The organism is Sphingopyxis sp. YF1, from assembly GCF_022701295.1.
GTDB lineage: Bacteria > Pseudomonadota > Alphaproteobacteria > Sphingomonadales > Sphingomonadaceae > Sphingopyxis.
In genome coordinates this window covers 323,142-348,872 of the sequence record NZ_CP033204.1, presented here as the reverse complement: position 1 = coordinate 348,872, position 25,731 = coordinate 323,142, and the positions used below count along the sequence as shown (strand labels likewise).

The 25,731-nt window shown below is 71.0% G+C and carries 32 protein-coding genes; 5 read left to right on the top strand and 27 right to left on the bottom strand.

Annotated elements, in window-relative coordinates:
- Positions 1 to 13: 13 nt before the first annotated feature.
- Positions 14 to 556 (top strand): DUF1993 family protein, encoded by a 543-nt coding sequence (locus EAO27_RS01785; RefSeq protein WP_242776507.1) that lies wholly within the window; start codon positions 14 to 16, stop codon positions 554 to 556.
- 68 nt (positions 557 to 624) lie between these two features.
- Here the strand turns inward: EAO27_RS01785 and EAO27_RS01780 are convergent, their stop codons facing one another.
- The 12 genes from EAO27_RS01780 to EAO27_RS01725 all read right to left on the bottom strand — a co-directional run bounded on the left by EAO27_RS01780 (position 625) and on the right by EAO27_RS01725 (position 11,132).
- A complete protein-coding gene (locus EAO27_RS01780; RefSeq protein WP_242776504.1) occupies positions 625 to 1,245 on the bottom strand; it encodes a nucleotidyltransferase family protein in 621 nt (206 codons plus the stop codon).
- 188 nt (positions 1,246 to 1,433) lie between these two features.
- The gene (locus tag EAO27_RS01775) at positions 1,434 to 1,868 is read right to left on the bottom strand and encodes a biopolymer transporter ExbD (RefSeq protein WP_242776503.1); all 435 of its coding nucleotides are present in this window, start codon (positions 1,866 to 1,868) and stop codon (positions 1,434 to 1,436) included.
- A gap of 257 nt (positions 1,869 to 2,125) precedes the next feature.
- A complete protein-coding gene (locus EAO27_RS01770; protein ID WP_242776501.1) occupies positions 2,126 to 3,247 on the bottom strand; it encodes an OmpA family protein in 1,122 nt (373 codons plus the stop codon).
- 135 nt (positions 3,248 to 3,382) lie between these two features.
- Positions 3,383 to 3,829, bottom strand: a complete 447-nt coding sequence (locus tag EAO27_RS01765) for a DUF2793 domain-containing protein (RefSeq protein ID WP_242776498.1) — start codon at positions 3,827 to 3,829, stop codon at positions 3,383 to 3,385.
- 12 nt (positions 3,830 to 3,841) lie between these two features.
- Positions 3,842 to 6,019 (bottom strand): phage tail protein, encoded by a 2,178-nt coding sequence (locus EAO27_RS01760; RefSeq protein WP_242776496.1) that lies wholly within the window; start codon positions 6,017 to 6,019, stop codon positions 3,842 to 3,844.
- Positions 6,020 to 6,031: 12 nt separating this feature from the next.
- Positions 6,032 to 6,466: an NlpC/P60 family protein gene (locus tag EAO27_RS01755; RefSeq protein WP_242776494.1), complete on the bottom strand. Its 435-nt coding sequence runs from the start codon at positions 6,464 to 6,466 to the stop codon at positions 6,032 to 6,034.
- Positions 6,459 to 7,280 carry a DUF2163 domain-containing protein gene (locus tag EAO27_RS01750; protein WP_242780393.1) on the bottom strand — a complete coding sequence of 274 codons (822 nt, stop codon included), beginning with the start codon at positions 7,278 to 7,280 and terminating at the stop codon, positions 6,459 to 6,461. Before EAO27_RS01750 ends, EAO27_RS01755 begins: the two co-directional genes overlap by 8 nt.
- A 2-nt stretch (positions 7,281 to 7,282) precedes the next feature.
- Positions 7,283 to 9,643: a DUF2460 domain-containing protein gene (locus EAO27_RS01745; RefSeq protein ID WP_242776492.1), complete on the bottom strand. Its 2,361-nt coding sequence runs from the start codon at positions 9,641 to 9,643 to the stop codon at positions 7,283 to 7,285.
- The gene (locus tag EAO27_RS01740) at positions 9,643 to 10,212 is read right to left on the bottom strand and encodes a tail tape measure protein (protein ID WP_242776490.1); all 570 of its coding nucleotides are present in this window, start codon (positions 10,210 to 10,212) and stop codon (positions 9,643 to 9,645) included. The genes EAO27_RS01745 and EAO27_RS01740 overlap by 1 nt, the downstream gene beginning before the upstream one ends.
- Positions 10,202 to 10,405, bottom strand: coding sequence for a phage tail assembly chaperone (locus EAO27_RS01735; RefSeq protein WP_242776488.1), 204 nt, complete (start codon positions 10,403 to 10,405; stop codon positions 10,202 to 10,204). The genes EAO27_RS01740 and EAO27_RS01735 overlap by 11 nt, the downstream gene beginning before the upstream one ends.
- Entirely contained in the window at positions 10,402 to 10,728 is a 327-nt protein-coding gene (locus tag EAO27_RS01730; RefSeq protein ID WP_242776485.1) for a GTA-gp10 family protein, read from the bottom strand. The genes EAO27_RS01735 and EAO27_RS01730 overlap by 4 nt, the downstream gene beginning before the upstream one ends.
- Positions 10,725 to 11,132, bottom strand: coding sequence for a phage tail protein (locus tag EAO27_RS01725; protein WP_242776483.1), 408 nt, complete (start codon positions 11,130 to 11,132; stop codon positions 10,725 to 10,727). The genes EAO27_RS01730 and EAO27_RS01725 overlap by 4 nt, the downstream gene beginning before the upstream one ends.
- Positions 11,133 to 11,180: 48 nt before the next feature.
- Here EAO27_RS01725 and EAO27_RS01720 point away from each other — a divergent pair, with 48 nt between their 5' ends.
- Positions 11,181 to 11,516 (top strand): hypothetical protein, encoded by a 336-nt coding sequence (locus EAO27_RS01720; protein ID WP_242776481.1) that lies wholly within the window; start codon positions 11,181 to 11,183, stop codon positions 11,514 to 11,516.
- Positions 11,517 to 11,951: 435 nt separating this feature from the next.
- On the opposite strand, the gene EAO27_RS01715 is transcribed toward EAO27_RS01720, so the two are convergent.
- From EAO27_RS01715 to EAO27_RS01660, 12 genes are all read right to left on the bottom strand, one after another.
- Positions 11,952 to 12,344 (bottom strand): DUF3168 domain-containing protein, encoded by a 393-nt coding sequence (locus tag EAO27_RS01715; protein ID WP_242776479.1) that lies wholly within the window; start codon positions 12,342 to 12,344, stop codon positions 11,952 to 11,954.
- Positions 12,341 to 12,883, bottom strand: a complete 543-nt coding sequence (locus tag EAO27_RS01710; RefSeq protein ID WP_242776477.1) for a hypothetical protein — start codon at positions 12,881 to 12,883, stop codon at positions 12,341 to 12,343. The genes EAO27_RS01715 and EAO27_RS01710 overlap by 4 nt, the downstream gene beginning before the upstream one ends.
- The gene (locus tag EAO27_RS01705; RefSeq protein ID WP_347567107.1) at positions 12,883 to 13,161 is read right to left on the bottom strand and encodes a hypothetical protein; all 279 of its coding nucleotides are present in this window, start codon (positions 13,159 to 13,161) and stop codon (positions 12,883 to 12,885) included. Before EAO27_RS01705 ends, EAO27_RS01710 begins: the two co-directional genes overlap by 1 nt.
- Positions 13,162 to 13,326: 165 nt before the next feature.
- The gene (locus EAO27_RS01700) at positions 13,327 to 13,503 is read right to left on the bottom strand and encodes a hypothetical protein (RefSeq protein ID WP_242776475.1); all 177 of its coding nucleotides are present in this window, start codon (positions 13,501 to 13,503) and stop codon (positions 13,327 to 13,329) included.
- Complete coding sequence (locus EAO27_RS01695; protein ID WP_242776473.1) at positions 13,500 to 14,846, bottom strand: hypothetical protein; 1,347 nt, start codon at positions 14,844 to 14,846, stop codon at positions 13,500 to 13,502. The genes EAO27_RS01700 and EAO27_RS01695 overlap by 4 nt, the downstream gene beginning before the upstream one ends.
- 123 nt (positions 14,847 to 14,969) lie before the next feature.
- On the bottom strand, positions 14,970 to 16,112 hold the full coding sequence (locus EAO27_RS01690; RefSeq protein ID WP_242776471.1) for a phage major capsid protein: 1,143 nt from the start codon (positions 16,110 to 16,112) through the stop codon (positions 14,970 to 14,972).
- Between the two features lie 113 nt (positions 16,113 to 16,225).
- Positions 16,226 to 16,708: an HK97 family phage prohead protease gene (locus EAO27_RS01685; protein WP_242776469.1), complete on the bottom strand. Its 483-nt coding sequence runs from the start codon at positions 16,706 to 16,708 to the stop codon at positions 16,226 to 16,228.
- Positions 16,705 to 17,022, bottom strand: coding sequence for a DUF6127 family protein (locus EAO27_RS01680; RefSeq protein WP_242776467.1), 318 nt, complete (start codon positions 17,020 to 17,022; stop codon positions 16,705 to 16,707). The genes EAO27_RS01685 and EAO27_RS01680 overlap by 4 nt, the downstream gene beginning before the upstream one ends.
- A 15-nt stretch (positions 17,023 to 17,037) precedes the next feature.
- The gene (locus EAO27_RS01675; protein ID WP_242776465.1) at positions 17,038 to 18,144 is read right to left on the bottom strand and encodes a phage portal protein; all 1,107 of its coding nucleotides are present in this window, start codon (positions 18,142 to 18,144) and stop codon (positions 17,038 to 17,040) included.
- Between the two features lie 176 nt (positions 18,145 to 18,320).
- Positions 18,321 to 19,547, bottom strand: coding sequence for a terminase family protein (locus tag EAO27_RS01670; RefSeq protein WP_242780389.1), 1,227 nt, complete (start codon positions 19,545 to 19,547; stop codon positions 18,321 to 18,323).
- A 158-nt stretch (positions 19,548 to 19,705) separates the two neighbouring features.
- A complete protein-coding gene (locus EAO27_RS01665; protein WP_242776463.1) occupies positions 19,706 to 20,260 on the bottom strand; it encodes a hypothetical protein in 555 nt (184 codons plus the stop codon).
- Positions 20,261 to 20,557: 297 nt separating this feature from the next.
- Complete coding sequence (locus tag EAO27_RS01660; RefSeq protein WP_242776461.1) at positions 20,558 to 21,784, bottom strand: HEPN domain-containing protein; 1,227 nt, start codon at positions 21,782 to 21,784, stop codon at positions 20,558 to 20,560.
- Positions 21,785 to 21,931: 147 nt separating this feature from the next.
- Here EAO27_RS01660 and EAO27_RS01655 point away from each other — a divergent pair, with 147 nt between their 5' ends.
- Complete coding sequence (locus tag EAO27_RS01655) at positions 21,932 to 22,555, top strand: GNAT family protein (protein WP_242776459.1); 624 nt, start codon at positions 21,932 to 21,934, stop codon at positions 22,553 to 22,555.
- A gap of 11 nt (positions 22,556 to 22,566) precedes the next feature.
- Here the strand turns inward: EAO27_RS01655 and EAO27_RS01650 are convergent, their stop codons facing one another.
- The 3 genes from EAO27_RS01650 to EAO27_RS01640 form a co-directional block, all read right to left on the bottom strand.
- A complete protein-coding gene (locus EAO27_RS01650) occupies positions 22,567 to 23,187 on the bottom strand; it encodes a hypothetical protein (protein ID WP_242776457.1) in 621 nt (206 codons plus the stop codon).
- Between the two features lie 78 nt (positions 23,188 to 23,265).
- Positions 23,266 to 23,619, bottom strand: a complete 354-nt coding sequence (locus tag EAO27_RS01645) for a hypothetical protein (protein WP_242776455.1) — start codon at positions 23,617 to 23,619, stop codon at positions 23,266 to 23,268.
- Between the two features lie 163 nt (positions 23,620 to 23,782).
- Positions 23,783 to 24,619 (bottom strand): 2OG-Fe(II) oxygenase, encoded by an 837-nt coding sequence (locus EAO27_RS01640; RefSeq protein ID WP_242776453.1) that lies wholly within the window; start codon positions 24,617 to 24,619, stop codon positions 23,783 to 23,785.
- A gap of 237 nt (positions 24,620 to 24,856) precedes the next feature.
- On the opposite strand from EAO27_RS01640, the gene EAO27_RS01635 reads away from it, so the two are divergent.
- Positions 24,857 to 25,042 (top strand): hypothetical protein, encoded by a 186-nt coding sequence (locus EAO27_RS01635; protein WP_242776451.1) that lies wholly within the window; start codon positions 24,857 to 24,859, stop codon positions 25,040 to 25,042.
- Between the two features lie 41 nt (positions 25,043 to 25,083).
- Entirely contained in the window at positions 25,084 to 25,584 is a 501-nt protein-coding gene (locus EAO27_RS01630) for a hypothetical protein (RefSeq protein WP_242776448.1), read from the top strand.
- Positions 25,585 to 25,731: the final 147 nt, after the last annotated feature.

The following is a 25,731-nucleotide window of genomic DNA, read 5'->3' as shown; positions in this document are numbered from 1 at the left end:
TGAAGGATGTGCCATGACGATGCTCTACGACCTCACCGTCCCCGCCTATAAAAACGGCCTCAAGGCGCTCTCGGCGCAGCTCGGCAAGGCGCTCGCATGGGGCGAGGCGAACGGCGTCGGCGAGCTCCAGTTCATCGCCTCGCGGCTCGCGCCCGACATGTTTCCGCTCGCCGCGCAGGTCCGCTTCACCTGCGTGCAGGCGATCCAGCCGCCGGTGCGCCTCGGCGCCGCGGGCGCGCCCGCGCTGGCCGACGACGCGACCGACTTTGCCGGGCTCCAGGCGCAGATCGGGGCGACGCTCGCCTGGCTCGACACCGTCGATGCCGCCGCGCTCGACGGCGATCCCGGCCGCGCGGTCAGCTTCGACCTCCCCAACGGCATGATCTTCGACATGACGGCGCTCAGCTACGTCCGCGACTGGGCGCAGCCGCAATTCTACTTCCACCTCGTCGCGGCCTATTCGATCCTGCGCCACATGGGCGTCCCGCTCGGCAAGGCCGATTATGTCAGCTACATGATGCCCTATCTGCGTCCGGGCACCGCGCCGGCCGCCTGACCGGTTCCGCGGCGTCGCCGGGGCGGGCGCGACACCGGCATCGGGGGGACGTCCGAAGCCGGGGCTCGCTACGCCGCGTCGTGCCAGTCGACGATCGTCAGCCCCGGCCAGCACGCACGCCAGCGCCGCACCTTCGCGTCATAAATGGCTTGCGTGATCTGGACCTTGTTCGGCCGGACGATGTGATCGAACAGGTCCGCCAGTCCGAACGGCGCGAGGATTTCGAGATGCGATCCGACCGGCCGGATCGCCACCGCGCCCGCCGTCGTCGGGAAGGTCGCGATGGCATGCGCGCTCGATCGATAGGGCGGGATCGGATAGCCGAACTTGCGCGCGTACCACAGGTGGACGCGTGCCTCGTTCTTGACGTCGATCGGCAGCGGCAGGTCGGAAAACAGGTCGCGCACGCGCGCGGCTTCGCGCGTTTCGCCGCGTTCGGACATGTCGGCCGCATCGAAATAGACGAGGTCGATATCGGCCAGCCCGTGCGCGGGCGGCAAGCCGAAAGCCGCGTTCCACGCGGTCTGCGCGATCGCGCTCCCCGACACCCAGCAATCGGGCAGCCCGACGTCGCCCCAGCGATCCAGAACTTGCCGAAGGAGCGGGCTGGCCGCCACGATCGTCCGCAAGCGGGCTTCCAGCACCGTTTCGCGACCGCGCGCGTCCCCGGTTCGCTGCTGGTTCGACACCGCCCTCTCCTCGCGCCCATCCGAATGCAAGCGATGCCACCGATGCAGCGGCCGGACAAGAAGCCGGCCGCGTTTCGCCGAGCGAAGGACGCCCGCTCGGGCCGTGGACAAAGCGCGATTGGCGGGGCCCGACACAAGGCGATGCGCGGGCCCCGCCTTCGCGGAACCCGCCACATGCGCTCAACCGGTCAGATCAGCTCGCGGTAATTCTGGATCCCCGGAAAGGCGAGCTTGTCGCCGCCGTTGCGGCGGATCGCGCCGATCGCCTGATCGACGCGCAGATAGCGCGCCCGTGCGTCGGGTTCGAACAGGATCGTCGCCGGCTCAGGCCGATCCGACGCCTCCCTGACCAGCACCCCCAGCTGCGCAAGGTCGATGGCTTCGGCGTTCCAGCGGATGACGTCGTCGGTCCCGATGGTGATGCGGTTCTCTTCGGACACCTCGGGCGTATGGGCCCCCGCCGGCAGCGTGATATCGACGCTGTGCGTGGGCGGCGGGATGGTGATGATGAACATCACCAGCATCACCAGCATCACGTCGATCAGCGGGGTCGTGTTGATATCGGGGTCGCCCCTGGGATCGGCACGAAAAATGCTGCGGTGAAACTGGCTGCGTCGACGCATCGTCTCTCTCCCTCTCGGGCGCGGGTCGGGCGCCCCCCGCGGGAACGCCGCCCGGCCCGACGCTGAAGGACCGGCCCCCTCGCGCCGCTCGCAAGCAGTCACCGGCCCCTTGAGGTAATGGTATATCATTATTTCAAAAGCGCAAAGAAAAAGCGCGAACCGCTGCCGGGCCATCGCCCGCGCGCCGCGCATAAAGAAAGGGCGGCACCTTGCGGTACCGCCCCTCTTTTCTTCGTCCCTAACCGGGCGCGAAAATCTTAGTTGCCCGAACCCGGACCGTATTTGATTTCCACGCGACGGTTCTGGTCGTTGCGGACGCCGTCGGCGGTCGCCACGGCCGGACGGCTTTCGCCGAACGCTTCCGCGCTGATCGAACCGGCCGAGATGCCGCGAGCGGTCAGATAGCTCTGGACCGCGTCGTTGCGACGCTTCGACAGACCGACGTTGTAGGTCGCGGCGCCCGAACGGTCGGCGTGACCGGCGAGCCAGACCTGCGTACCCGAGCAGCCACGGTTGTAGGCGCTGATCGCGTTGTCCAGCGTCGAAGCCGCTTCCGGCGTGATGTTCGACTGATCCCAGTCGAAATACACGATGTACGGCCCGGGCTCGCACACCACCGGCGGCGGAGGCGGCGGCGGAGGCGGCGGGGGAGGCGGCGGCGGCGGCGGCGGCGGAGGCGGCGGCGGCGGGGGAGCCGGTTCCGCACCACCGAAGTTGAACGTCAGCGTGCCGAGGATCGAGTGCGAACGGAAGCGCGTCGAAACGTCGCGACCGATCTGGTCGACCAGGTCGATGTTGTTGACGTTGAAGAAGCGATACTTCAGGCCGACATCGATGTTGCGGGTCAGCGGCGCACGAACGCCAGCGATCGCCTGCCAGGCAAAGCCCGTATCCGAATCGTCGAGGAACGGACCGGCGTAGACCGGAGCGACATCGACGCGAGCGACACCGGCGCCACCGCCGATGAAGCCCTGGAGGCCGTCATCGTCGCCGAAGTCGAGCATGCCGTTGACCATGAAGCTCAGCGCGTTCGAGTCGCCGTTCAGCGGAACGCTGCCGGTGACCAGATTGCCCGAGCCATTGGCCGAAGCGGGAATGCCGGGGGTCACGAAACGACCGCCCTTGATGTCGGCTTCGCGATAACCGACTTCGACTTCCGCGCGGAAACCGCCGAAGTCGTAACCGACGGTGCCTTCGAAGTCGTAACCGGTCTTGTGATCGAGCGAACCCGAATTGTTGAAGGTGCCGATGTCGAGATCCATGTCTTCGACGATCATTACACCGCCCCCAACTCCCACATACCAGGAGTTGTCACGCGCCAGAGCCGGCGTCGCAAGGGCAGTGGAGGCCAACGCCACGGCGGCGGCAAGCTTCCTCATAGTAGATTCCCCTTTCAATTGAGATTTACGTCTCGCAGACGTCCTACCTCCGCCTTTGGTTCCGTGCAAGCGAACAAATTGCCAATCTGTTGCCCAAAAGTCGCACTTCGCGGGCGATAATAGACAAAATCAGCCTTAGATCAGAAGGCCATGGCCGACAAGAGCGAGAATCAGCGCGGCGATCGCGGCGCGCGCTTCGGAGTCGATCGTGGCGCCGCCCGCCGGACTCGCGACCGTCGCGGGCTCGATCCAGCCGCCGCCGTCGAATCGCAACCAGCTTTCGTCGCTCAGCCGTAGCGTCCGCATGCCCGCGGACGGCGCGACGAAACGCCACCCGCCCGCGGTCCACAGCGCGAGTGCGCCCTCGCGCCCCGACCAGTCGCCGGTGGCCCCCGCGCCGACGATCCAGCCCTGCCCCGCGCCCGGCGAAGGCGGCGGCGCGGCGAGCGGGCCTGCTTCGACCACCGGCTGGACGAGCAGGTCGAGCAGGGTCAGCGCCTCGTTGTGCGTCACCTCCTTCTGCGCCTGCGCCATCGCCAGCAGGGGCAGCGCGAGGCGCGCGGTACTCGGCACGTCGGTCATGGCTCGATCCTTTCAGTTGACGGGGACAAGAAGCGGCGGCGACGGCAGGAAATCACCGATCTGGCGAATCGCGAGCGTCGTTCCGGGCGTCAGCGACGCGACCGCGGCCGCATCCAGCGACAGCGACGCTGTCGCGCAATCCCATGGGCCAGCGCCGGCGACCGCGGGGACGGCCTCGACCCGCCACGCCTCGCGGCTTTCGCCGAGCGGCAGGTCGACATGGTCGCGCCAGCCGGGATCGACCCGGCTCCGCCGCGTCCAGCCGATCTGCAGCCCGCCGGCGCCGTCGCCCGCAACGCGCCCGTGCACCGGCGCCAGCGGGCGCAGCGCCGTCCCGTCCGCCGGGACCGCAACCTCGGTCAGTTCGCTGCCGTTGCGCGGCGCCCATTGCAGCACGGCCGTACCGCCAGCCGCTCCGCCGGCGAGCCCGTCGGGCAGCGCGGCCAGCGCCGGATCGTCGAGCAGCACGAACGCCGCCCCCGCCGCATGCGCGCCGGTGTCCCCGGTTCCCGCCCGCCCGCGCAGCAGCCGCGACAGCCGCCACGATCCCGGACCGGTCGCCTCGGCGATCCCGAACTGGAGCAGTTCGCCGCCGACCATCGCGCGATTGGCGCCGCCGAGCAGCGCGGCATCGTCAACCGAGGCCAGTTCCATCGAGGGATTGACCAGCAGGACCTCGATCCGGTTCTTCAGGTCGAACAGCAGCGGATCGCCCACCGGCAACGGCCCGGCGAGCACGCCCAGCGCCGCGGCCGGGCGCACCGTGCCCACCGCGACCGGCTCGCTCCCCGGCGCCGCGACGAACCATGTATCCGCGCCGCGCCACCCGTCGTTGCTCCCGGCCGCGGCGATCAGGATATGCGGCGCGCTCGCCGGCACGCTGCCCACGCCGGGCAGGTCGAACAGCCGCACGGTCCCCACCGCGTCGGGCCAGTCCGGCGGGCTCACCGGCACCCCCGGATCGGCGCTGCCGGGCGCCATCGCCAGTGGCTGGTGCCGCTGCAGTTCGATCCGGACGGCGCCGTCCTTCACCGTCCGCCCCGCGATGCGCCAGGCGCTGCCGTCGGCGAGCATCGCGACCCCGCCGACGGGCAGTGCCAGTGCAGCCAGGTCGCCGTGCCATTGCCGCACCTCGCGCCCGTCGCTCGCCGCCGCCGCCATCCGCCGCGCCAGCTCGCGCGCCGCGCCCGCCGCCAGCACCGCGGGCAGATCGACCGCCTCCTCGCGGCGTCCGCCCCCCGCGACGCGCGCGTCCTGTTGGCCGACCTGATAGTCGCGCGCGGGCTCATAGTGGCGCAGCCGGATCGTGCCCGGCAATGCCGACAGCGGCGCGCGGTGAGTTTCGGCCAGATCGTGAACCGATTCGGTTCGCCGGGTCGCGCGAAAGCCGGCCAGCGCCACCGGCGGCGCGCCTGTCCCGGCGGGCGCGAGGCGCCAGTCGCCCGGCGCGCTCACCAGCCGCACCGCGTCGACGTCGAACAGCGGCGCGAGCGCATCGCGCACGCGGCTTCCCGACGCCGCATAGCCCGCAAAACCGGTCCGCCCGGCGCAGCGCCCGGCCTCGCCGAGCAGCGCGTCGCCGACCAGTCCGGCGCCGATCGCCGCGCCGTCGGCCTCGATCTCGAAGGTCAGCGCGGGGATGCGATTGCCGAAGCTCGCAAGTTCGAGCTCCTCGAACACCGCATAGGCGAGCCCGCGAAACGCGCTGGCCGAATCGGCCCCCACCGCCGACGCGATCAGCGGGTCGACCGGCTGGTCCTCGCCTCCGTGATACCAGCGAAAGATGCAGCGCTCCTGAAAGCTCCCGCTCGCTCCGCGCAGCAGGTTGCCGTCGGCCCAGATGCGCCGGATCGCGCCGATCGGCCGCGACGACAGCGCGACCGCGAGCGACACGGCATAGCTGTATTCGGTCGTCGACGGCCGCCCCTTGCCGCCGCCGCGGCGGCTGCGCCGTTCGATCAGGTCGGTCGCCCAGATCACGCTGCCCGCGACGCGCATCGTCCCGAATATCTGCGGGATCTGCTGGCCATAGGTCGACGCCTGCACCTTCAGGTCGGCGAGCCGCGGTCCCTCGCGCCCCTTGGGTTTGAAGATTTCGGCGTCGATCGCCTGCCCCGCCATCGCGCCGATCGCCGCCCCGACCGGTCCGCCGACGATCCCGCCGACCACCGTCAGCACAAGGGTTGCCATGCCGCTGTCCCTTCAAAATGATGTTGCGCCATTTCGCGGGCCGTCGCGCGGCAGCCGCCACCGCGGGGCCGCCCGCACCGCCGCGTCGAGCGGGGTCTCGACCACCCGCCGCAGCCCCGCGTGCGCATGCACGAAGGTCGCGTCGCCGATCAGCCCCAGATGAAACTGCCCCGCCGCCAGCGCGATCAGCGCGACGTCGCCGGCGCGCGCCGCGCCCCCGGCCGGCGCGAACCCCGCCGCGGCGAGCGCCGCCTCGACCCGCGCCCGCGGCCAGCCGCGCAGCGGATAGGCGGCCGGTCGCACCAGCCGCACCCCCGCCGCGGCATAGGCCGTCCACACCAGCCCGGCGCAGTCTAGCCCCGTCGCGGGGTCGCACCCCTGCGGCCGGAACCGTACGCCGATCATGCCCCGCGCCGCCGCAAAGGCGCGGCGGCCGGGGTCATCCACCCGGATAGCGCGTCAGCAGGTCGTTGCCCGGCAGATGCGCCTCGCCGCGGAAATTGATCGCATTGCCGAAGCGCGTCCGGCACGTCGCAAGCTGCCGGTCGCAGCCCTCGGTCAGCCGCACGCGCGCAGGCAGCGCCGGCAGCACCCCCGGCACCTCGGCAAGGTCGAGCCGCAGCCCGTCGTCGGCGATCACCGGCGACGCGAGGCCGCACGCGCGCCCCTCGATCCACATCAGTTCGCCGAACGCCAGCGTCCCCGCCGTGACCGGCGCGTCGAGCGTCACGCGGCGCCCGGCGACCGCCACGACGCGCCGGACATGCGTGCGCGGGGCCAGGTCGATCCGGCACGCGCGGTCGCCCAATGTCGCGCGGCACGCGGGCGCGGTCGCGGGGCACACCGGCGCGTCGAGTCGCCGCGTCACCCCTTGCAATTCGGCGCTGAACCCCCCTCCGCGCCGCTCGACCGGGCCCAGTTCGCCGCGCGCCACGACCACGGGGTCGACATCGGGCGCGGTCCAGTCGGCAACCATCAGCACCAGTTCGGCGCCGTCCCAGCGCCCGGCGTCGAGGTCGGCCGCCGCAAGCGCTGCGCTCGACACCGCCCCCTCGATATCCATCGTCCCGGCGTCGAGGCTGTCGCTTGTCTCGATCGCCGAGGGTTTCATCCCCGGCGCCGCGCGGTATCGCGTGCCCGCGATCACCAGGTCGCGGTCGTGCGAGGTCAGCCCGACCACCACCCCGTCGCGCCGCGCCAGCCGCCAGCACCAGGCGAGCGTCACCAGCTCTTCGCGCAGCCAGCCGGGCGCCGCCGGCATCGTCACGCGGGGCCTCCATGCGGCGCGCGCACCTCGACCAGCGGGACGCTCGCCAGCTCGCCGGCAAGAAAGGTCGCGCGGCTCACCTCGAGCCGGTCCTCGGCAAAGCGCACCGCGACGTCGAACAGAAACCCGGCGCGCACCACGACCCCCGCCCCCGGCGCGGCGTCGAGCAGGATCACGCCCTCGTCGGTGACGATGAACGCCGCGGTTTCGACGCCGTCGACCGACACGCGGACACTGCCCGCGACCGGCAAATGAACGATACGCTCCTGCACCGCGTCGCCGCTGCCGTAGCGCTTGACCAGCGCGAACTGCCGCCGGCTGCCGTCGCCCGTTCCCAGCATCTGGTCCTCCGCCGCAGGCAGTCCGCCATCGGCCGCCGAGCTGTGATCGAACGGATCGCGGAAGCGGAACGCCCGCGCCGCGCCGCGCCGCGCCCGAAAGAAATCGGCCAGCGCCCGCACGTCGGCCTCCGAGCGCACCCCCGGCCCGGCATCGTAGCGCATCCGCGCATCGGCCCATTCGCTCGCGCGCTGCTCGTGCCCCGACGGCGCGCTCACGATCTGGGTCGAAAATTCGGTCACGACCAGCGCCTCGCGCCCGATCGCCAGCGGAAAATCGACCGCGTCGAAGGCCTGCATGTCGCCCTCCCCGTCCTCGCGTTCGTCGAACGCCACAAAGCCGTCGCGCGCGACCTGCGGCAGCGTCCAGACGAACGTCCGCGCCACCCCCGCGCGCCGCGCCGCGTCGGCGGCATCGGCGATCGCCTCCCATTGCCCGCGCTGTTCGGGCAGCAGCACGAAACCCGAAAAATAATGCTGCGCGTCGACCGGGTAGCCGAGCCGCGCGACCATCGCCGCGCGCGCCGGCGCGGTCTCGGCGCCGCGCCCCGCGGTCACCCAGTCATAATCCTCGAGCTGCAGCACATCGAACGCCGGCGCCGCCCAGCCCAGCGGCACATTGGCGCGCCGCAGCCCGGGCGCCGCGGGGTCGAGCACCGTCGGCAGGAACACGAGCAGATGGCTCGTGAAATCCGCCGCCCCCGCGGCATCGCGCGCGGCGGCAACCAGCGCGCTAGTCGAAGCCGCGAGCAGCGCCCCCAGCGCGTCGAGCATCGCCGTCTGCCCCGCGTCGAGCCCGCCGCGCACGTCGGGGATCGAGACGCTCGTCCCGCCCAGCGCGGCGTTCGCCGCCGCGTCATAGGCGCAGAGGCTGCCGCCGGGATTGACCCACCACCAGGGCTCGCCGACCTGGAACTTCACCGGCAACCCCGCCGCGACCGCGATGGCCACGAACGCCCGCGCGACCAGTTGCAGCCACCCCATCGCCTCGCCGTTCGCGGGCGACAGCAAGGTCGACGGCGGCACCCATCCGGTCAGCGCCGGGGCGCCCGCCGCATCGCGCTGTTTCCAGCCCGGCGGGCAATAGGCGTCGAACAATTCGTACGACAGCGACCAGATCACCCCCAGCCCCGCCGCGGCGCATCCGGCCGCAAAGGCGGCGTGCCACGCCGCCGCCGGGCCGCTCAGCGGCCCGCCCGCGATGCCCGGCTCGAACCCGTCGCCGGCGCGCGCAAGCCGCATGAAATGGCTCATCCCGACATAATGGACGACGTCGCCGCGATAGCCCAGCTGCACGATCTGCCGCACCACCCGCGCCGGGGTCAGGTGATAGACATCGTCATAACCGTTCGCGATCCCCAGCCCGCCTTTCGCCGGATCCTGTTCGGGCAGCACCGCATCGCCGACCGGCAGCACCGACCCCGACCCGCTCGCCGCGATCCCGCTCAGTTCGGCCCAGCCCTCGGCCGCCGCCTCCAGTACCCCCTCGCCGCCGTCATAGGCGGGCGCGACCAGCGACACGAACATCCGGTCGATATCGCCCGCCCACACCCGGTCGGCCTCGCCGGGCAGCATGAATCCCCCGTCGAGCGCGTCGAAATCGAGCCGGACGACCGCATCCTCGGCGCTCCCCTCGGCATAGTTCCACAGCCGCACATACCAGGCGCGCGGGCTGCCCGCCGCGTCGCGCCCCTCGATCGTCAGCGTCGGCCCGTGCAGCGCGTCGAGCGGCTTGATCCCGCCCGACCGCCAGCGAAACGTCAATAGAATATGCCGGAAATCGCGGCGGGTCTCATAACCGAGCAGCGGATGATCCCAGCGATCGACCGCCTCCCAGATCAGCCCCGCCAGATCCTGCTTGCGCAGGAACACGGCCTCGACGCGCAGCGACGTGGCGCCGGTGGTCACCACGCTCGCCATCATCGGCCGCGCGAAATCGACCGTCCAGAAACGCGGGTCGAAGCGCTTGAGCCAGCCCTTGCGCTGATGCGGCTCGGCCGCGACGAGCGCCCAGCCCATCAGTCCGCCTCCACCGCGCGCCGCACCGCGCGCGCCAGCTGGCGCCCGGTCTGCGCCAGCCGCGCCGGTTCGCCTGCCGTCTCGCCGCGCACATTCACCGTGATCGCGATGTTGCGTACCGCAACGCCCGCCGCTTCGATCCGGCCGCTCGCGGTCGGCACGAACAGCTCGGGTCCGCGTTCGCCGACGCGATAGGCGCGCCCGGCCGTCACCGGACCGCCCGTCGCGCGCCCCGGCGCCCCGAACAGCCCCTGCACCAGCGCCAGCAGCCCTCCGCCGCCGCCGCCCTGCGACAACCCGCCGCCGCCGAGCAAGGCACCGATGCCGTTCTGGATCGCGCTGCGCGCGATATCGGCCAGCACCGCCAGCGCGAGCCGCTTCAGATCCTCGAAACCCAGCTTGCCGGTGACGATCGCACGCGTCAGCGCATGTTCGATCCGCCGCCCCGCGGCGTCGGCGCCTGCCGCCAGCGGCCCCTCCAGCTCCGCACGCAGCACCGCCACGTCGCGCCGGAAGGCCCCCGTGTCGGCGCGCACGCTCACCAGCATCTCGTCGATCTCATCCGCCATCGGGAAAAGCCTCCATCATCGCCGCCAGCGCGTCCCGGTCGATCCCCGAATCGCCGCCGTCATCGGCCCAGCCGCCCAGCACCGCCGCGACATCGGCGGGCGTCGCCGCCCAGAAATCGTCGGGCCGCCACCCCGCGACGCGCGCCATCGCCCCGCACAGCTGGAGCGCGGCCGCCGCGAAATATCGGGTCATCGCCCCGACAATATCTGCCCGAGCAGCACGCGCAGCGCGGGTGTCACCGCCGCCAGTCCCTGCGCCACCACCGCTTCGCCCACGGCCTCGCGCGTCAGCCCCGCGGGGCGGCGCTGCACGCAATGCCAGAACAGGCTCGCCAACTCGCCCAGCCCCAGCCGTCCGTCGGCCGCGCGCTCGACCAGCGCGAACAGCGGCCCCAGCTCGGCCTCCGCCGCGACCAGCGCGGCAAAGCTCGGCCGCAGCACCAGCACCGCGCCGTCGACGCACAATTCGGCCTCGCCGCGCAGCGCGTTCGCGCCGCTCGTCCCGCGCGCACTCACAGGCTCGCCACCGGCCCGCTGCTTTCGAGATTCAGCGTATATTGCCGCTCGCCGTTGTAATCGCCGGCATAGTCGAGCCGCGTCACCAGAAAGCGCCCCTGCATCCGCTCGCCGCTCTCGAACGCCAGCTCATAGGCATCGATCGTCCCCGACAGCGCATGCCCGCGCAGCCGCACCTCGGCGCCCGACCCGGTAAAGATCCCCGCCGCGCTCACCGATACCGATCGCACCCCGGCGCCCGACAAGAGCTCGCGCCAGCCGCCCGAATCCTTGGTCGTGACGTTCACCGCCTCGCCGTTCACCGACAATTGCGTCGTGCGCAGCCCGGCGATCGTCGTATAGGCAGGCGGCATCGCACCGTCGCCGATCCTGAGCAGAAAAGCGCTCCCATTTTCGATTGCCATGGTTTAATCTCCTCAACAGAAAATCATGCGTTATCGGGGAGTCGCAGGATGTTTATTGCTTCGATACTTCTGGCCGCCATGGCGCCCGCGCCGACCGCGAACGTCGACACGACGCGCGCCGCCTTCACCAAATGCCTGCGCGACCACATGAAGAAGTCGCTCCAGGACAAGATGGCCGAGGCCGAATATGAAATGGCGGTGAAATCGACCTGCGGCGCCGAACGCGACGCCTTCCGCGCCGCCGTGGTCGCCTTCGGCCGCGCCGCCGGCGACAGCCAGAAAAATGCCGAAGACGACGCCGACATGCAGATCGAGGATTATCACGCGAACTTCACCGACAAGTTCAAGGACTACAGCTCGAGCAACACCCTGCCGGGCGAGTGATCCGCGCGCGCAACAGGGACTATCCGTAACCGGAACGGGCAGCCTCCATCGACGGCTCCGCCTCCGCCCGTCCCGGTGATGCGCCGCCGATCGAACACAAGGATCGAAATCGACCGGAAGCGGTCAGCCGCTCCTCCCTGCCGCGCAGCGATGGGAAGGTGGCAGCGCGAAACGCTGACGGAGGGGCAAAGGACGCGACCTCGCGGCCCCTCCACCACCGCCTGCGGCAGCGGCCCCCCTCCCCATCGCTGCGCGACAGGAAGGATTGGCGGAAAGCGACCAGAAGCGGACATTTCGTCCAGTAATCCCGTTCGTGTCGAGCGAAGTCGAGACACCCATCGGGAAAGCGTGCCTTCGGGGTGTCTCGACTTCGCTCGACACGAACGGGAATAGAAGTTGGTCCACCCCCCACCCCAAAACCGTCACCCTGGCCCGCTACCCTGCCAGACACCGGCACCGCACGACCATTTCGTGCCGCCAGCCGCCGTCCTTCGCAAAGCCGAAGCGCGTCCGCACCACGCGCGCGCCGACGATCCGCCACGCGCCCGCATCGCCGCGCAGCGCCGGCACCAGCGCCTCGATCCGCCCTGCCGCTTCGTCCCCGGCCGCGGCGCCGACGCCCGCGAGCACCAGCGTCAGCCGCACCTCGCGCCCCGCGACGTCCTTGGTCCCCCAGTCGTTCCCTTCGGCGCCGCCGACGCTCGCATGGGGCGCGCTCGCACGCGCGGGCACGCCGTCGAATATCCCGTGCACCAGCCCTGCCAGCACCGCGTCGCCGTTCAGCACCGCCAGCGCCCGCGCGCGCACCGCCGCCTCGGCGCTGCTCATCGCGCCGCGCCCAGCGACAACCGCCGCCAGGGTTGCCACAGCGCCGCGACGATCGCCGGCGGCGCCTGCCCCGGCGCGTCGCGCGCTTCGTGCAGATGCTGGATCATCCGCACCAGTCCCTGGCGGATCGCCTCGGGAACCGCGTTCGCCTCGTCGGCCAGTCCGGCGCGATAGGTCACGCGAATGCGCGCCGCATCGCCCGGCGCGTCGATGGACAGTCGCGCCGCACCGTCGCGGTCGACCGCATGCTGCCAGTCGTCGCCGGTCAGCGCGACCAGCGTCTCGCCGGTCATGCCCGCCACCGTCTCGATCGCGACCACCGGTCGCCGCGCCAGCGAAACCCACCCCGGCGCGGCAGGAAACTCCTCGGTCACGCGCCGCGCGATCAGCATCTGCCCGGTAAAGGCTTCGCACAGCTCGACCGCGGCGCGGATCAGCCCCGCGACCACCGCATCGTCCTGCCCCGCCCCCAGCCGCAGCCATGCCTTCGCCTCGGCGACGCCGACCGGCGGCGTGCCCTTCTCGATCCCGACGATCATCAGCGTTCCTCCACCCGCAGCACGATCGACCGTTCGTCGACCTGCCCGTCGCTCAGCGTCACCCGGTTGGTGACGCGATAGACATCGCCCGCGACGCCCCCCGCCAGCGTCGCCGCGCAGCGCAGCAGGTCGCGGCTTTCCGCCACGACCGTCACCCCGCCCGCGACCGCGGGCACCACCGTCCAGCCGCTCGCGACGATCACCGGTCCGCCCGGATAGGCATCGCTCCAGTCGAACGCATAATCGACCCGCGCTCCGGGGTCCTTGATCACCAGCATGATATTCTCTCGCCCTCACATGATCCTCCCTGTGGCGAAGCCATAGGGAGGGGGACCACCGCCGCAGGCGGTGGTGGAGGGGCCGCGACGTCGCGTTAAAGCCCCTCCGTCAGCGCTTCGCGCTGCCACCTCCCCATCGCTCCGCGACAGGGAGGATTTGACCGGTCACCCAACCCGTGCATCCCGCCGCACCACTACGCGCCGCTCGCCCGCCTGCGACCCGGCCGCGCGCCTGCGTCCTTCGCCGCGCGCGGCGTCGGGGCGCGGCCCCGGCCATTCGCTCGCAAGGTCGCGCGGACCGGCATCGGCGATCGCGCGCGCCGCCAGCGCCGCGCCGATCATGCCGCGGTCTCCGTCCCGGCGAGCGCCGCGATCAGGAACAGCGCCAGCTGGTCGCTGCGCACCCCGAACCGGTCGTGCCAGGCCCCTGCCTCGTCCTGCCAGCGGTCGAAACAGAGAAAGGCGTAAGGCGTCCGGCCCGGCTGTCCGTCGCCGTCGACCGGATCGACCAGCCCTTCGTCGGCCATGATCGCCCACGCGGCCTGCGCGCGCACCCCGAAATGGCGGCGCGCCGCATCGCCCTTCGTCGCGATGGCGTCGTCCCAGCGGTAAAAGCCCAGCGCGCCGGCGATGCGCCGCGCCGCGCGACCTTCGGCGGCGCTCATCGCGCCCTGCCACTGCTTGGCGCGCGCATCGGATGTCTGGATCGTCCCCGTCGCGGCATAGACGGCGGTCCAGCGAAAGCTCGTCAGCCCCAGCGCCTGCTGGTTGTCGGCGCCGGGACGAAAGCGCCCGCTCGAATCGAGGATCGCCCAGCGGTCGAGCAGCGCCGCGTTCGACACGCCAAAGCGCAGGTCGGTCTGCCCGCCGTGCGCCGCCGGCATCGCCGCGGCGATCTGCGCGCGCACCCCGGCGCCCGCGACCGATCCGTCGGCGCTGCGAAAGTTGAGCGCGCCGAACACCGCATTGGCGGTCCAGCCCGCCCCGCCCGCCTGCGTGTCGGCGATCTCGATCGTTACCGGCGCGCTGCCGTCGGTCGCCGCGCTCGCGCGGACCACCAGCCGCTGTGCGGGCGCCTCGTCGCCGACGCCCAGATTGCCTGCACAGGAAAAGCCGCCGCCGCCGCGCTGGTGGACCAGCGCGCTCGCCGGCACATTCACCCAGCCGCCCGCGCGCCGCAGCGTCAGGCTGTCCGCCGCCTCGACTGCGCCCGCCGCGGCGTGCCCCGTCGACAGCGGCTGCTTGCCCGCGATCGCGGTCTCGTGCGCGGCGATCGCCGCCGCCTGCCCCGCGACCGTCGCGCCCAGCGCAGCCAGCTCTGCGGCATTCGCACTCGTCCCGCTCCCCGCCGCGGCGACCGCCGCCTCGCTCGCCGCGAACCAGCCCGCGCCGACGGTCAGCGCGACGGTCTTGAGCCCCGCCGCGAACGCCACCGCCGCGCCGCCGTTCGACGACGCCGCGACGACGTCGCGCCGCAACCTCCCTTCGGCGTCGATCGCCCCGGTTCCGACCTCCCATTCGCCGGCGTGCGTCACGCCCGCGATGCTGTAGTGAAAGCTGGCGTCCGCCGGCACCGCGGCGGCAAAGCTGCGATGCCCCGGCAGCGCGCCGCCCAGCGCCAGCGGCCCCGCCCCGGTCGCGACGCATCGCTCGCGCACCAGGTCGGCAAAAAACAGGCTCGGCATGGCCGCGGCCTCCTTTGGTTCTTGAAGCTTTGGATTTGTTGAAGAAGCGTCGGCGCGGCGTAAGCGCCCGGCCCGTCCCCGAAAGGGAAGGGAGCCGGGCCGGGCGCCCCCTCGCGCACCAGCCTAGCTGGCGGCGAATTTCATCAGCTTGATCGCGTTCGAATCGATGATCGCGCCGCCGACCCGCTTGGTTGCATAAAAATGCACGAAAGGCTTGTTGCTGAACGGGTCGCGCAGGATGCGCGTCTCGCCGCGGTCGGCGACCAGATATCCGGCGCGGAAATTGCCGAAGGCGATCGACAGGCTGTCGGCGGCGATCGCGGGCATGTCCTCGGCCTCGACCACCGGATAGCCGAGCAGGCTCGCCGCCTGTCCCTCGACCAGCCCCGGCTGCCAGATGAAGGCGCCGTCCGACGTCTTGAACTTGCGGATGCGCGCCAGCGTGTCGCTGTTCATCACCCAGCACGCGCCCTGCCGGTACGGCGCGCGCAGGCTGTGGACCACGTCGACCAGCCGGTCCTGCGGGCTCGCCGCCGCGAACGCTCCCGCCGCCCCGCTCGCGACATATTGCAGCTCGCCGAAATCGCGCACGCCGTCGCCCTCGTTCGTCGCGACATGGGACAAGAATCCCTTGGGCCGGTTCGTCCCGTTGCCGCCGACGAAGGCCGCGCCCTCGGCGACCGCGAATTCGCGCGCGATCTCGTCGGCCAGCCAGCTTTCGACGTCGAACATCGCATCGTCGAGCATCGCCTGGCTCGCCGCCGGATTGGCGTAAAGCTCGCCCGACGGCGGCGCGATCTCGGCAAAGCCGCGCGTCGCCGTCTCGGGGCGCGCCGCGGTCTCGCCGACCCAGCCCGCCGCGGTCGCCCCCGTCGCGACCAGCTTGCGATAGCCGCTCGTCCCCGTCTGCACGACGCTCGCGATGCGGCGGATCGGCGACAGCGATTTGAGCGTCGCCGCGATGCTGCCGTCAATCTCGCGCGGCACCGCATAGCCGCCCTCGGCGCCGCTCGCGCCCGACAGGCTCTTCATCTCCACCCCGGCGTCGATCCCGCGCCGCAGATAGCGTTCGACGAACGCATCGCGCGCCGGATCGGCCGCCTTCGCCCCGTCGAGCGGCAATCGCGCCGCCGCGACCGCTTGCGCGTCGACCTGGCGCTTCAGCGCCGCGACCGACGCCCTGAGTTCGTCGACCGCCTCCGCCGCCAGCACGGCGTCGAACGCCCCGTCGAGCGCATCGGCCTTCACTTCCGTTTCCATCTCCATGCCCGTCACTCCTTCTGAAAACCGGTATCCTCCCCTGCGGCGAAGCCGTGGGGAGGGGGACCGCCGCAAAGCGGCGGTGGAGGGGCCGCAGCCTTGCGCCAGCCGCCCCTCCGTCAGCCCTGCGGGCTGCCACCTCCCCACGCCTCCGGCGCAGGGAGGATCGCCTCACGCTCCACCGCAATCACCCGCGCCAGCGCCTGCATCGGCGCCGCGACGAGGCTCACTTCGGCCAGGTCGAGCCCCAGCAGCTCGCGCGGATTGCTTCCCCGCGCCGCGATCACCCGATATCCGAACGACAATCCGGTCAGCGCGCCGCGTGCGACCAGCGCCGCCGCGGTCGGATGCGTCACGCGCGCGACGACGCGCAGCCCGCGGGCATCCTCGGCCAAAGCCTCGATCGCCCCGACCACCGCGCCGGGCCGGTGCTGCCACAAAAGCGGCACAGTACGCCGCGCCGCAAGGCTCGCCGCAAAAGCTCCCGGCCGCACGACATCGCCGCCCCGGTCCACCCGGTCGAACACCGCCGCATAGCCCGCGAACCGGATGCCGCTCTCCGCTGCGACCGCGGGGGCCCGCGCCCGGGCGCGGCCCGTCATCGCAGCAGCCCCGGCAGACCCAGCTTCACCGCCAGCCCCACGATCAGCAGCGCCAGCATGCCGCGCACCGCCCAGTCGACCGCCGCCTTCCACGCGCTTTTCTTGGCGTCGCGCCACGCGCCGAGCAGCTGGCGAAGGTCGCCGATGTCGCCATGCGCCGCCGCGTCGGCCAGCCCCAGCCGCGCCAGCGCGCGCCGCGCGCCCAGCTCGCTTGCCTCCTCGATCAGCGCGCGCAGGATCGCCGCGTCGGCGACGCCCGCGGCATCGCTGCCCGCCAGCGCGACCAGCCGCGCCAGCGCTTCGTCCTCGTCCATGTCGCTTGCCTCCGTTCAGCCGACGCCCAGCAGCGTCTTCTTCTCGTCCGCGGTCAGCCAGTCGGCCGCCGACACTTCGCGCCACAGCGCCATCCGGTCCTCGGCCAGCGCCGGCACCCGGTCGAGGTCGACGCGCAGCTCGGCGCCGTCGAACCACCCGCGCAGCCCCTGCGCGATCGCCCCCAATATCTTGGCGCACAGGGGCAGCACCGTCAGCCGCCACAGGGCGCGATTGGCCTCGCGGTAATTGGCATAGGTCGCGTCGCCGGGCAGCCCGAGCAGCATCGGCGGCACCCCGAACGCCATCGCGATCTCGCGCGCACTGCTGTCCTTCAGCGCCAGAAAATCCATCTCGGCGGGCGTCAACGACAGCGCCTGCCACCGGAGCCCACCCTCCAGCAGCAACGGCCGCCCCGCATTCGCCCCGCCCGCAAAGCTCTCCGCCAGTTCCGCGCGCAGCCGGTCGACCTGTTCGGCCGACAAAGGCATCCCCTTGTCGCCCGGATCGTGCACCAGCGCCCCCGACGGCCGCGCCGAATTCTCCAGCAACGCTGCGTTCCACTTCGCCGCCGCATTATGCGCCGCAATCGCGCCCGCCGCGGCGCCCAGGCACCCCGCGCCATAATGATCGTCGAGCGGATGCAGCGCCTTCACATGCACCACCGCCACGCGCCCGGCGCCATCCTCGGCGGGCAGCACCGCGGTCGTCCCGCCGGCCTTGTAGCGATAGGCGACCGGCCACCCGCGCGCGTCGGCCTCGACCGTCACCCGCTCGGGGCGCAGCGCAAACAGCTCGGCCGGCGCCCCCGCCCCGTTGGTCAGGATCTGCACATAGCCGTTGCCGTGGAGCAGCAGCTGCGACGCCAGAGCCTCGACCAGCCCCTGCCCGCCCGATGGCGCAGCGACGAGCGTGGCGAGCGCCGGATCGTTCGCCACCACCGGCGCCGCCCCCGCCGCCTCGGCGACCAGACGCACCGCCCGCTGGACGATGGCGTTCGACAGATACCCCTCGCGCACCTGCGCCTCCCACGACAGCGGCGCGGGCGCGCTCCAGCTCCCATAGACACGCGACAAAGCGGGCCGCGCAGCACCCTGCGCGGCCTTGCGGCCAAACCAGTTCATGATGATCTCCCTATACTGCGCGACCCCGCCGCCCGGCCTTTCTCCCCTCCCGCTTGCGGGAGGGGCAGCGAGGGTTGCGAGCTTGCCCGCTACTCGCAGCGGGGTGGGCAATCGCACCGCTGCAGGCCCACCCCCGCCTGCGGGAGGGGAGAAACGCCCATCATCCATAAGGCCAGCTACACCCGCCGCACCCCCGGCTCCTTCACCCCCGCCAGTCCCCGCTGCAATTCCGCCAGCGCCCAAACGCAGGCATCGGTCCGATCCGGCGACCGCCCCGGCCCCGCATAGCCGCCGCCGACCTGCAACCCGCAAAGCTGGTCCTCCAGCGCCGCAAAGACGCCCGCGTGCACCACCTCGCCGCGTTCATAGGCGAGCGCGACCGGCTCCGCCCTTCGCGCCTTGCCGACGCTCGCATGCACCGGCACCACCGGCAGCGTGCAGTCGGCCTGGCGCAGCGTCTGGAACACCATCTCGCCCCCCATATTGCTTTCGGCGACCACCCGGTCGGCGCCCCAGCGCGCCGCCGCCGCGGCGACCGCCTGCGCCCACACGCCCGGCGTCGGCCGTTCGACGCTCGCGTCCTCGACCACCGCCAGCCGGCGGTCGCGCAGCAGCGCCGCGACGACGATCCCGCACGCATCGCCATGGCTCGTCGCCGGCGGGTCGACCCCGATGACCACGCGCGCCGGCTTGCCGATGCCGTCCGCCGCGACCCGGCACTGCTCGATCAGCGCGCGCGTCCACAGCGCGCCCTCGGCATCCTCGAGCAGTTCGCCGCCCAGTTCCTGCCGCCCCAGCCGCGTGCCGCCGTAACTCGCCAGCATCGCCGCGACGAAATGGCCCGGCAGGTGCGGATTGTCGCGCGTGCGCCCGAATGTTTCGACCAGCCCCGTCGCGGCCTTGACGCGGCGCATCACCGCATTGGTCTGCGGCGTCGTCGTCACCAGCACGCGCGGACGGTCGCCCTCCCGCATGCCCAGCATCAGATTGTCCCACGCCGCGACCCCGCGCGGCCATTTGGCCAGCTCGTCGCACCAGGCGGCATGATGTCCGGGACCGCGCAGCGCATCGCCCGCCTCGGCCGAATAGAGCGTCGCGAGCGCGCCGCTGGCAAAGCGCAGTTCGCGCCGCGCCGGGGTCCAGCACAGGTCGCCGCGCTCATGGTCGCGCGCCGCCGCGATCAGCCCGCTCGGCCCCTCGATCATCACCTTCCGCCCGTCGGCGATCGTCGCCGCGACCAGCGCGATCCGCGCCTCGGGCATGCCGCGCGCGATCTCGCTCACCCATTCGGCGCCCGCGCGCGTCTTGCCGAACCCGCGCCCCGCCTGGATCAGCCAGATGCGCCAGTCGCCCGGCGGTTCGCGCTGCCCGTCGTGCTGCTGCCCGTACCAGCGCTCGACCAGTTCGCGCCGCTGCGCCGCGGTCAGCGTCCGCAGCACCCACGCGCGCTCGCGCTCGTCCAGCCCGCCCAGCTGCGCAAAGACGATCTCGGACCAGGCGCTCAGCCGCCCCGGCGTCCAGCGCCCGACGGTCGCGGCCCTCGGCGCCCGCCATCGTTTCTTCACGCATCGCCCCCCGGTGCGGGCAGCGCCACCGCACTGCCGTCGCGGTGACGCAGCGCGCGCCGGCGCTTCACCATGCGGATGCGCGCGATCAGGATCGCGTCGACCTCCTGCTGCGTCGCGACCTGCCGCGCCGACGACCGCGCGCGGTGCGCGGTGCCGCCCGCGACGCTCGCGCGATGCTGGCGCAGCACCGCGCTCGCCTCGGCGACCGTCATCTGGACCACCGGCTCGCGCGCCGCGTCGGCCGCGTCGGCCGTCAGCCCCTCGACCGCCTCGATCGCGCGGCGGAGCAGCGCCATTTCGAGCCGCTCGTACCCCAGCGTCAGCGCCGCCTGCCATTGTTCGGCGAATAGCGGGTCGCGCTGGCGCAGGCGATACACGCCGCCCGACCCCATCCCCGCCGCGGCAAGCGCGCGCCCGACGTTGCAACTCGCCGCCAGCTCTTCCAGGAACAGGCGCCGCCGCCCCAGCGTCCAGCCGTTGGCGCGCGGCTTGCGCCGCTGCAGGGGGCCGACGGGGCCCGCTCCGATCTCGTCCCGCTCCTCGTCCATTCGCGCCTCCAGACGAAAACGGGCCGGCAAGCCTCCAGCGGAGGCCCCGGCCCGACTCGCAATTGTCGATGATGGAACCCATGTGCCATATCAGCGTCACGATGTCAAGGTAAAATCACCTATTTGGTTATTAGGTCGAGGTGGCGCGAGCCGCCGGTCTTGCACACGGGTGCGATCCGAAGGCGGGCCGGGCTATGCCCTCGCTCCAGCCGATGCCGCGGCCGGCCTGCAATTGTGCGGACTGCAGGGCGTGCGCCATCCCGTCACAAACGGGCTGCCAAATCACCCTTTTAAAAGTCAGGCCGGCCCGTCCGATCTGGCGAGCGTGACATCGTCCCAACTGTCCGGCCAGCCGTCGATCAACAGACCGATCAGGCGCTCCGCAATCGCCTCCGCATCCCGAAGGTCGCTCTCGCGCTTCTCGATGGCGGCGGGCGCCTTGGCCGCTGGCAGCTTGCCCGAATGGACCGCCGTCGATCTCAAATTATAGCATTGCTTGATGATCTTGCTGATCCGGATGCGTTCGGCGCCGGTTGCTCCCAGCAGCCAGGCGCCGCGATGCGAAATCTTGTTCGCGATCTCGCTATTGTCTTTCGAATTGCCGTGCATCAGCAGGATTTCGAAGCAGGAACCAAGGTCTATCGCACGTTCCTCGACCGTCTTTCTGCGCCGCGACGCTTGGAGGCGGCCGATTGCCAGCAAAAGCGTGGGACTGCCCGCCTCGGCCCGGTCGAAGATCGCCTGCATGGCGGCAGACTGGGCACGCGAAATCTGCCGCGGCAGCGGACCGGCCTCGACCACCCCGCCAACCCCGCTCTCGCGCATGCATGGCCAGCCGGGATTGCTGGCATAACCATAGGACGACCCGAATTCCGGCGCGACGCCGCCCGCGGCGATCAAAGCCAGTTTGGCTTTCGACAAAAGCTCTTCGAAACGCCCGGCCGTCGCGGTGAACGCGGCCCAATCGTCGCCGCCCTCCGCGGCCGGCGCCATGGACGGAGAATCGCGCAGGCACAAGAAACGCCGGCGAATGACCAGTGCGCTCAGGCCCGGTGGCACGCCCTGCCCCGGTCCGGTCGGCATACCGCCTTCGAACGCCACATATCGTCCCAGCGAGCCGGGAAGCTGTGACGGCGGAGCCACGAAAACATCGGGTCCGATATCGACCCGATCGTCGACGACGACGTTCGTCAGCGCGTGAACGGAAACGAAGTCCACTTCGCCCGTCCGGGCAAAATCGATCAGCGAATCGACGACCGCCGGCACGGACTCCCCTCGCCTGCATCGGTCGCCGAGGTAGATGGCCGCGGCGCTGGCAGTCAGCATCATCTCGGAATTGGGCAACAGCGCCCACTTCCTCCACAGCTGCTTCACCTCGGACGCGGCACTCAAAACCTCGGCGAAGGAAGAAACCGCCTCGGACCCGATGTCGGCCCAGTCGGCTTCGAAGAGAGCCGAAGCGCGGGGCGGCGGCAGGTTGCGCAGGGCGGCGGCCAGCGCCGCGACGAGGGATTCGCGGGTCATTCCGGCTATCCGTATCGAAGCGGCAAGCGATCGACAACGTACGACACCTGCTGTTGCGCACCGCCGCCGCGTCCGCCATCAACGGGCCTCGGCGTCGGCGACGCTTGCAAAGACGACCGCATCGCGAAGGAATGGGAAACCGGCATCATGAGCGCACCCCCCGACACGATCCTCGCAGTCGACGCCGCCGAGGCGGAGGCGATCCGGGCGGCGGTGCGCGCCGCCGATCTGGCGCTGCTCGGCCCGCACCATCGCCGCGCCGGGCCGGAACATGTCGCGGGACTCGTCGCCTTGCTCGCCGATCCCGCGGTGTCGGACCCGATCTACGACCTGCCGCGCCCCTTCACCCCCGCGGTGATCGCGGCGTGGGTCGCCGGGGCGCAGGCGGCCCAGGCGCGCGGCGAGGCGGTGCTCGCGGTGGTGCTCGACGATCGCGGCACGGTCGCGGGCTACAGCTATTTCACTATCTGGCCCGACCGCTCGGCCGCCGAGCTCGCGGGGGCGAACCGCGCCGACGCGCAGGGACAGGGGCGCGGCAAGGCGGGCGCCGCGCGCAGCTTCGGCTGGATGTTCGACCATCTCGGGGTGCGGCTGATCGGGCTGACCGCCGCCACCGACAATATCCGCTCGGCGCGCGTCATCGAGGCCGCGGGCTTCGCGCGGCGCGGCGAACGCCAGAGCGTCCGCGCCGACGGCACCGCGCGCGCCTCGCTTTACTGGGAACTCACGCGCGACCAGTGGCGCGCCGCCGCGACGGCCGCGCCCTCCTGACCGCGGCGCGGCTATCCACCGCGCGCACCGCCCTCCTCCGCCGCCTCGCGCACGCGCCCGCGCACTGCCTCGACCACCGCCTGCGCCAGCGCGTCGTTACGCCGCTTGCGCGCGAACAGCCAGCCCGCCACCGCGAGGAAGGCGATCAGCACGAACAGCCCCAGCGTGTCGGTGTTGCTCGTCCCGTGCAGGATCGCGGCGACCGCGGGCACCCCGGCGAGCAACCCGCACCCCAGCCCCTGGTGCGTGCGCTTGACGATCCATTCGGCGCGCTTGGCAAAGACCTGGCTCCGCCCCGTGCTGTGGTTGACCAGCCCCATCGGATACCCCGCCCGCGACGCTTGGTCGCCGGCATAAACCACCGTCACGCGGTGGCCTTCGCGGACGCCGAAATCGGGGTCGGCGAACTCGGCCTCGAACTCCTTCCCGCCGTCATCCTCGCGCACGAAGATGCGCAGCATCTCGGTCGAACTCACCGACGTGTTCGTCGTCGCGCGCGCGTTGTAGCCGCCGCCGTGGCTGGTCGTCGTCGACACCGACGTGTCCATCCGGCTGTGGCCGTCCTGCACCGTGCCCGTCCGCACGAAGCTGTAGATTTGCTCGATCGATTCGATTGTCCCGACGTTGGCCATGCCCGCGTCCTCCCTTCAGCCTGTCCTGTCTGCGTCCCGCCCGCGGGGCGGCCGTCCGCCGCGCCCGCGCCCACCCCGTCACGCGGGGCAGAAACGCCGGTAATTGCCCTTCGCACTGCCCCAGATCTTGCCGCTCAGGCAGCCGTCGTCGTTGCGCCGGAACTCGAGCGACCCGACCTGCGGGTGCCGCATCACCATCTCCAATATGTCGCCGTTCGAATCGCGCTCGGCCTCGTACAGCCACTCGCGGTCGTCGAAATGGCCCAGATACTGGACATGGCTGTCGTCGACGAAGGTCAGCGTCTCGCCGCTGTCGGCGTCGGCGAATTCGCTCTTCGCGCTGCTGCACGCGCCGAGCGCCAGCGCCGCGGCAAGCCCGGCGGCAAACGGCGCCGCGCGCCGCACGGCGGGGGTGGAAAATCCTCTGAACATCGCTGCACTCCTGTCTCGAACCCATGGAACGGCCCGAGCCTAGCCGCGCCGGGCGGCGCGAATCCTGACGGAGTTCTCAAGGATTTCTGAAGCGTTGCGCGCGCCGGCAAATCCGCGCCCCCGGCCCCCCGCCTCACGCCGCCCCGCCTCGCGCCGCCCGACCTCAGGTCGCGTCGTGCAGGATCACCCCCAGCACGCGCCGCCGCCCCGACCGCACCGCGCTCACCCCGTGGCGCATCGCGACGCGGTAATCGCCGCGGCTGCCGCGCACCGGGCGTTCGCGCACCGCAAAGATCACCGCATCGCCCTGCCCCAGCGGCACCACCGCGGTCCGCGACTGCATGCGCGGGCGCTGTTCGGTGAGCACGAATTCGCCGCCCTCGAAATCGCCCCCCGGCCGCGACAGCAGCAGCGCCGCCTGCAACGGGAAATGCTCGGCGCCGTAAATATCCTGGTGCAGGCAATTATAGTCGCCCGCGCCATAATCGAGCAGCAGCGGGGTCGGCCGCGCCTGCCCCGCCGCGCGGCAGCGCGCGAGATAGGCGGCGTGGTCGGCGGGATAGTCCCCCGCGCGCCCCATCCGCGCCGCCCAGCGCTCCGCGATCCCCGCCAGCTCCGCATAGAGCCCGCACCGCAGCGCCGCGACGAGCGGCGGCAGCGGATAGGCGAAATAGCGATAGGCGCCGCGCCCGAAGCCGTGCCGCGCCATGTCGACCCGGCTGCGAAAGCGCCCCGCCGCCGCCGCGTCGTCATAGAGCGCGGCGACCGCGGCGCATTCGCCGGCGCCCAGCAGCCCCGGCAGCACCGCCCACCCCTCGCCATCGAGCGCCGCCGCGACCGCCGCCCAGTCCTGCGCCGCGAGCCGCGCCGCGATCGCGCCCCCCGCATCGCCCGCGTCGCCCGGCGCCGTTCGGGGCGCCGAAGCGGACGGCAGGACGGACGTTGAGACAGGCGCCGGGGCGGGCGTCAGGGCGGGCGGAGCATCGGGTATCGCAGGCATGCCGCCGCCCTCGCACCTCGCGCGCACCGCCGCGCCCCGTTTCTTGCGGTCAAAACCCGCACAGCGGGCCGAAGTAAATATCGGACCGAAAAGAATAATTTCGCCCAAAGCTTGACTTGCCCTCGAAAAGACGAAGCCCTGAAAAAGATCGTTCAGGATGCGATTCGGGTCGCTTTCGAACAGGATCGGGAGGGATATATGCGATATTTTCGCAAAACCTTGGCTATTGCCGCCACAATGGCAGCAATCGGCAGTGTTAATGCCGCCGAAACCATCACCTATACTTATGACGCAAAAGGGCGGCTGGTAAAGGTCGTGCGCACCGGCACGGTGAACAACAATGTCACCACCGAATATGAGCATGACAAGGCCGACAACCGCAAACGCCTGAAGACCACCAACTCACCGAACCCGCCGCCCTGACATCTGTCGCGATTGAACTTTGGGTCAGGCTGGGGGAGCGAATGGCGATGCGTTGGCAGAAGTTTCGGGACATGCTGCAGGAAATATTTGCACTGGCACTATTGCTTGTAGTGGTCAGTCCTGCCGCATATGCACAAACACCAGTCTATGTGACGGATGCCGACCCTATCGTCGATGGCCGCGGCGTGGACGTGCGGACCGGCGAGCTTCATGTGGAGGCGGCTCCGCTCTCGACCGGCGATCTTGGCATGGTCAATGGCTGGTCTGGCGTCGTCGATTACACAAAATTCAATGCTTATGTGACAGGGTTGACCAAGTCGGGCCCTGGCGCAACGGTGTACCTGTACGGAAAATCCATTGAATTCAAATTGGTAAGCGGCGCCTACCTCCTGCAAATGGAGACGGGTCGACCTTGGTCAAGGTGGCGGGCCCTCCTGAGAACTGGACTTACACCAGTTCCGAGGGGAAAATTTATTATTTTGTGCGCGAAATCAATGTCACGACATTCCAACCGCAATGGAACGTTATCCGCGCGCACCTGAGGACTATCACAGATTCCGACGGAAGGGTTTTTAAATACCAGTATAAAATTTCCGATGGCGCGCAATATTGCCTCGGCCCGCCACTGAATCAAACTTGTTCATATATTAAGCATATAAGAACGCAGTCGATTGCGACCAGCGACGGAT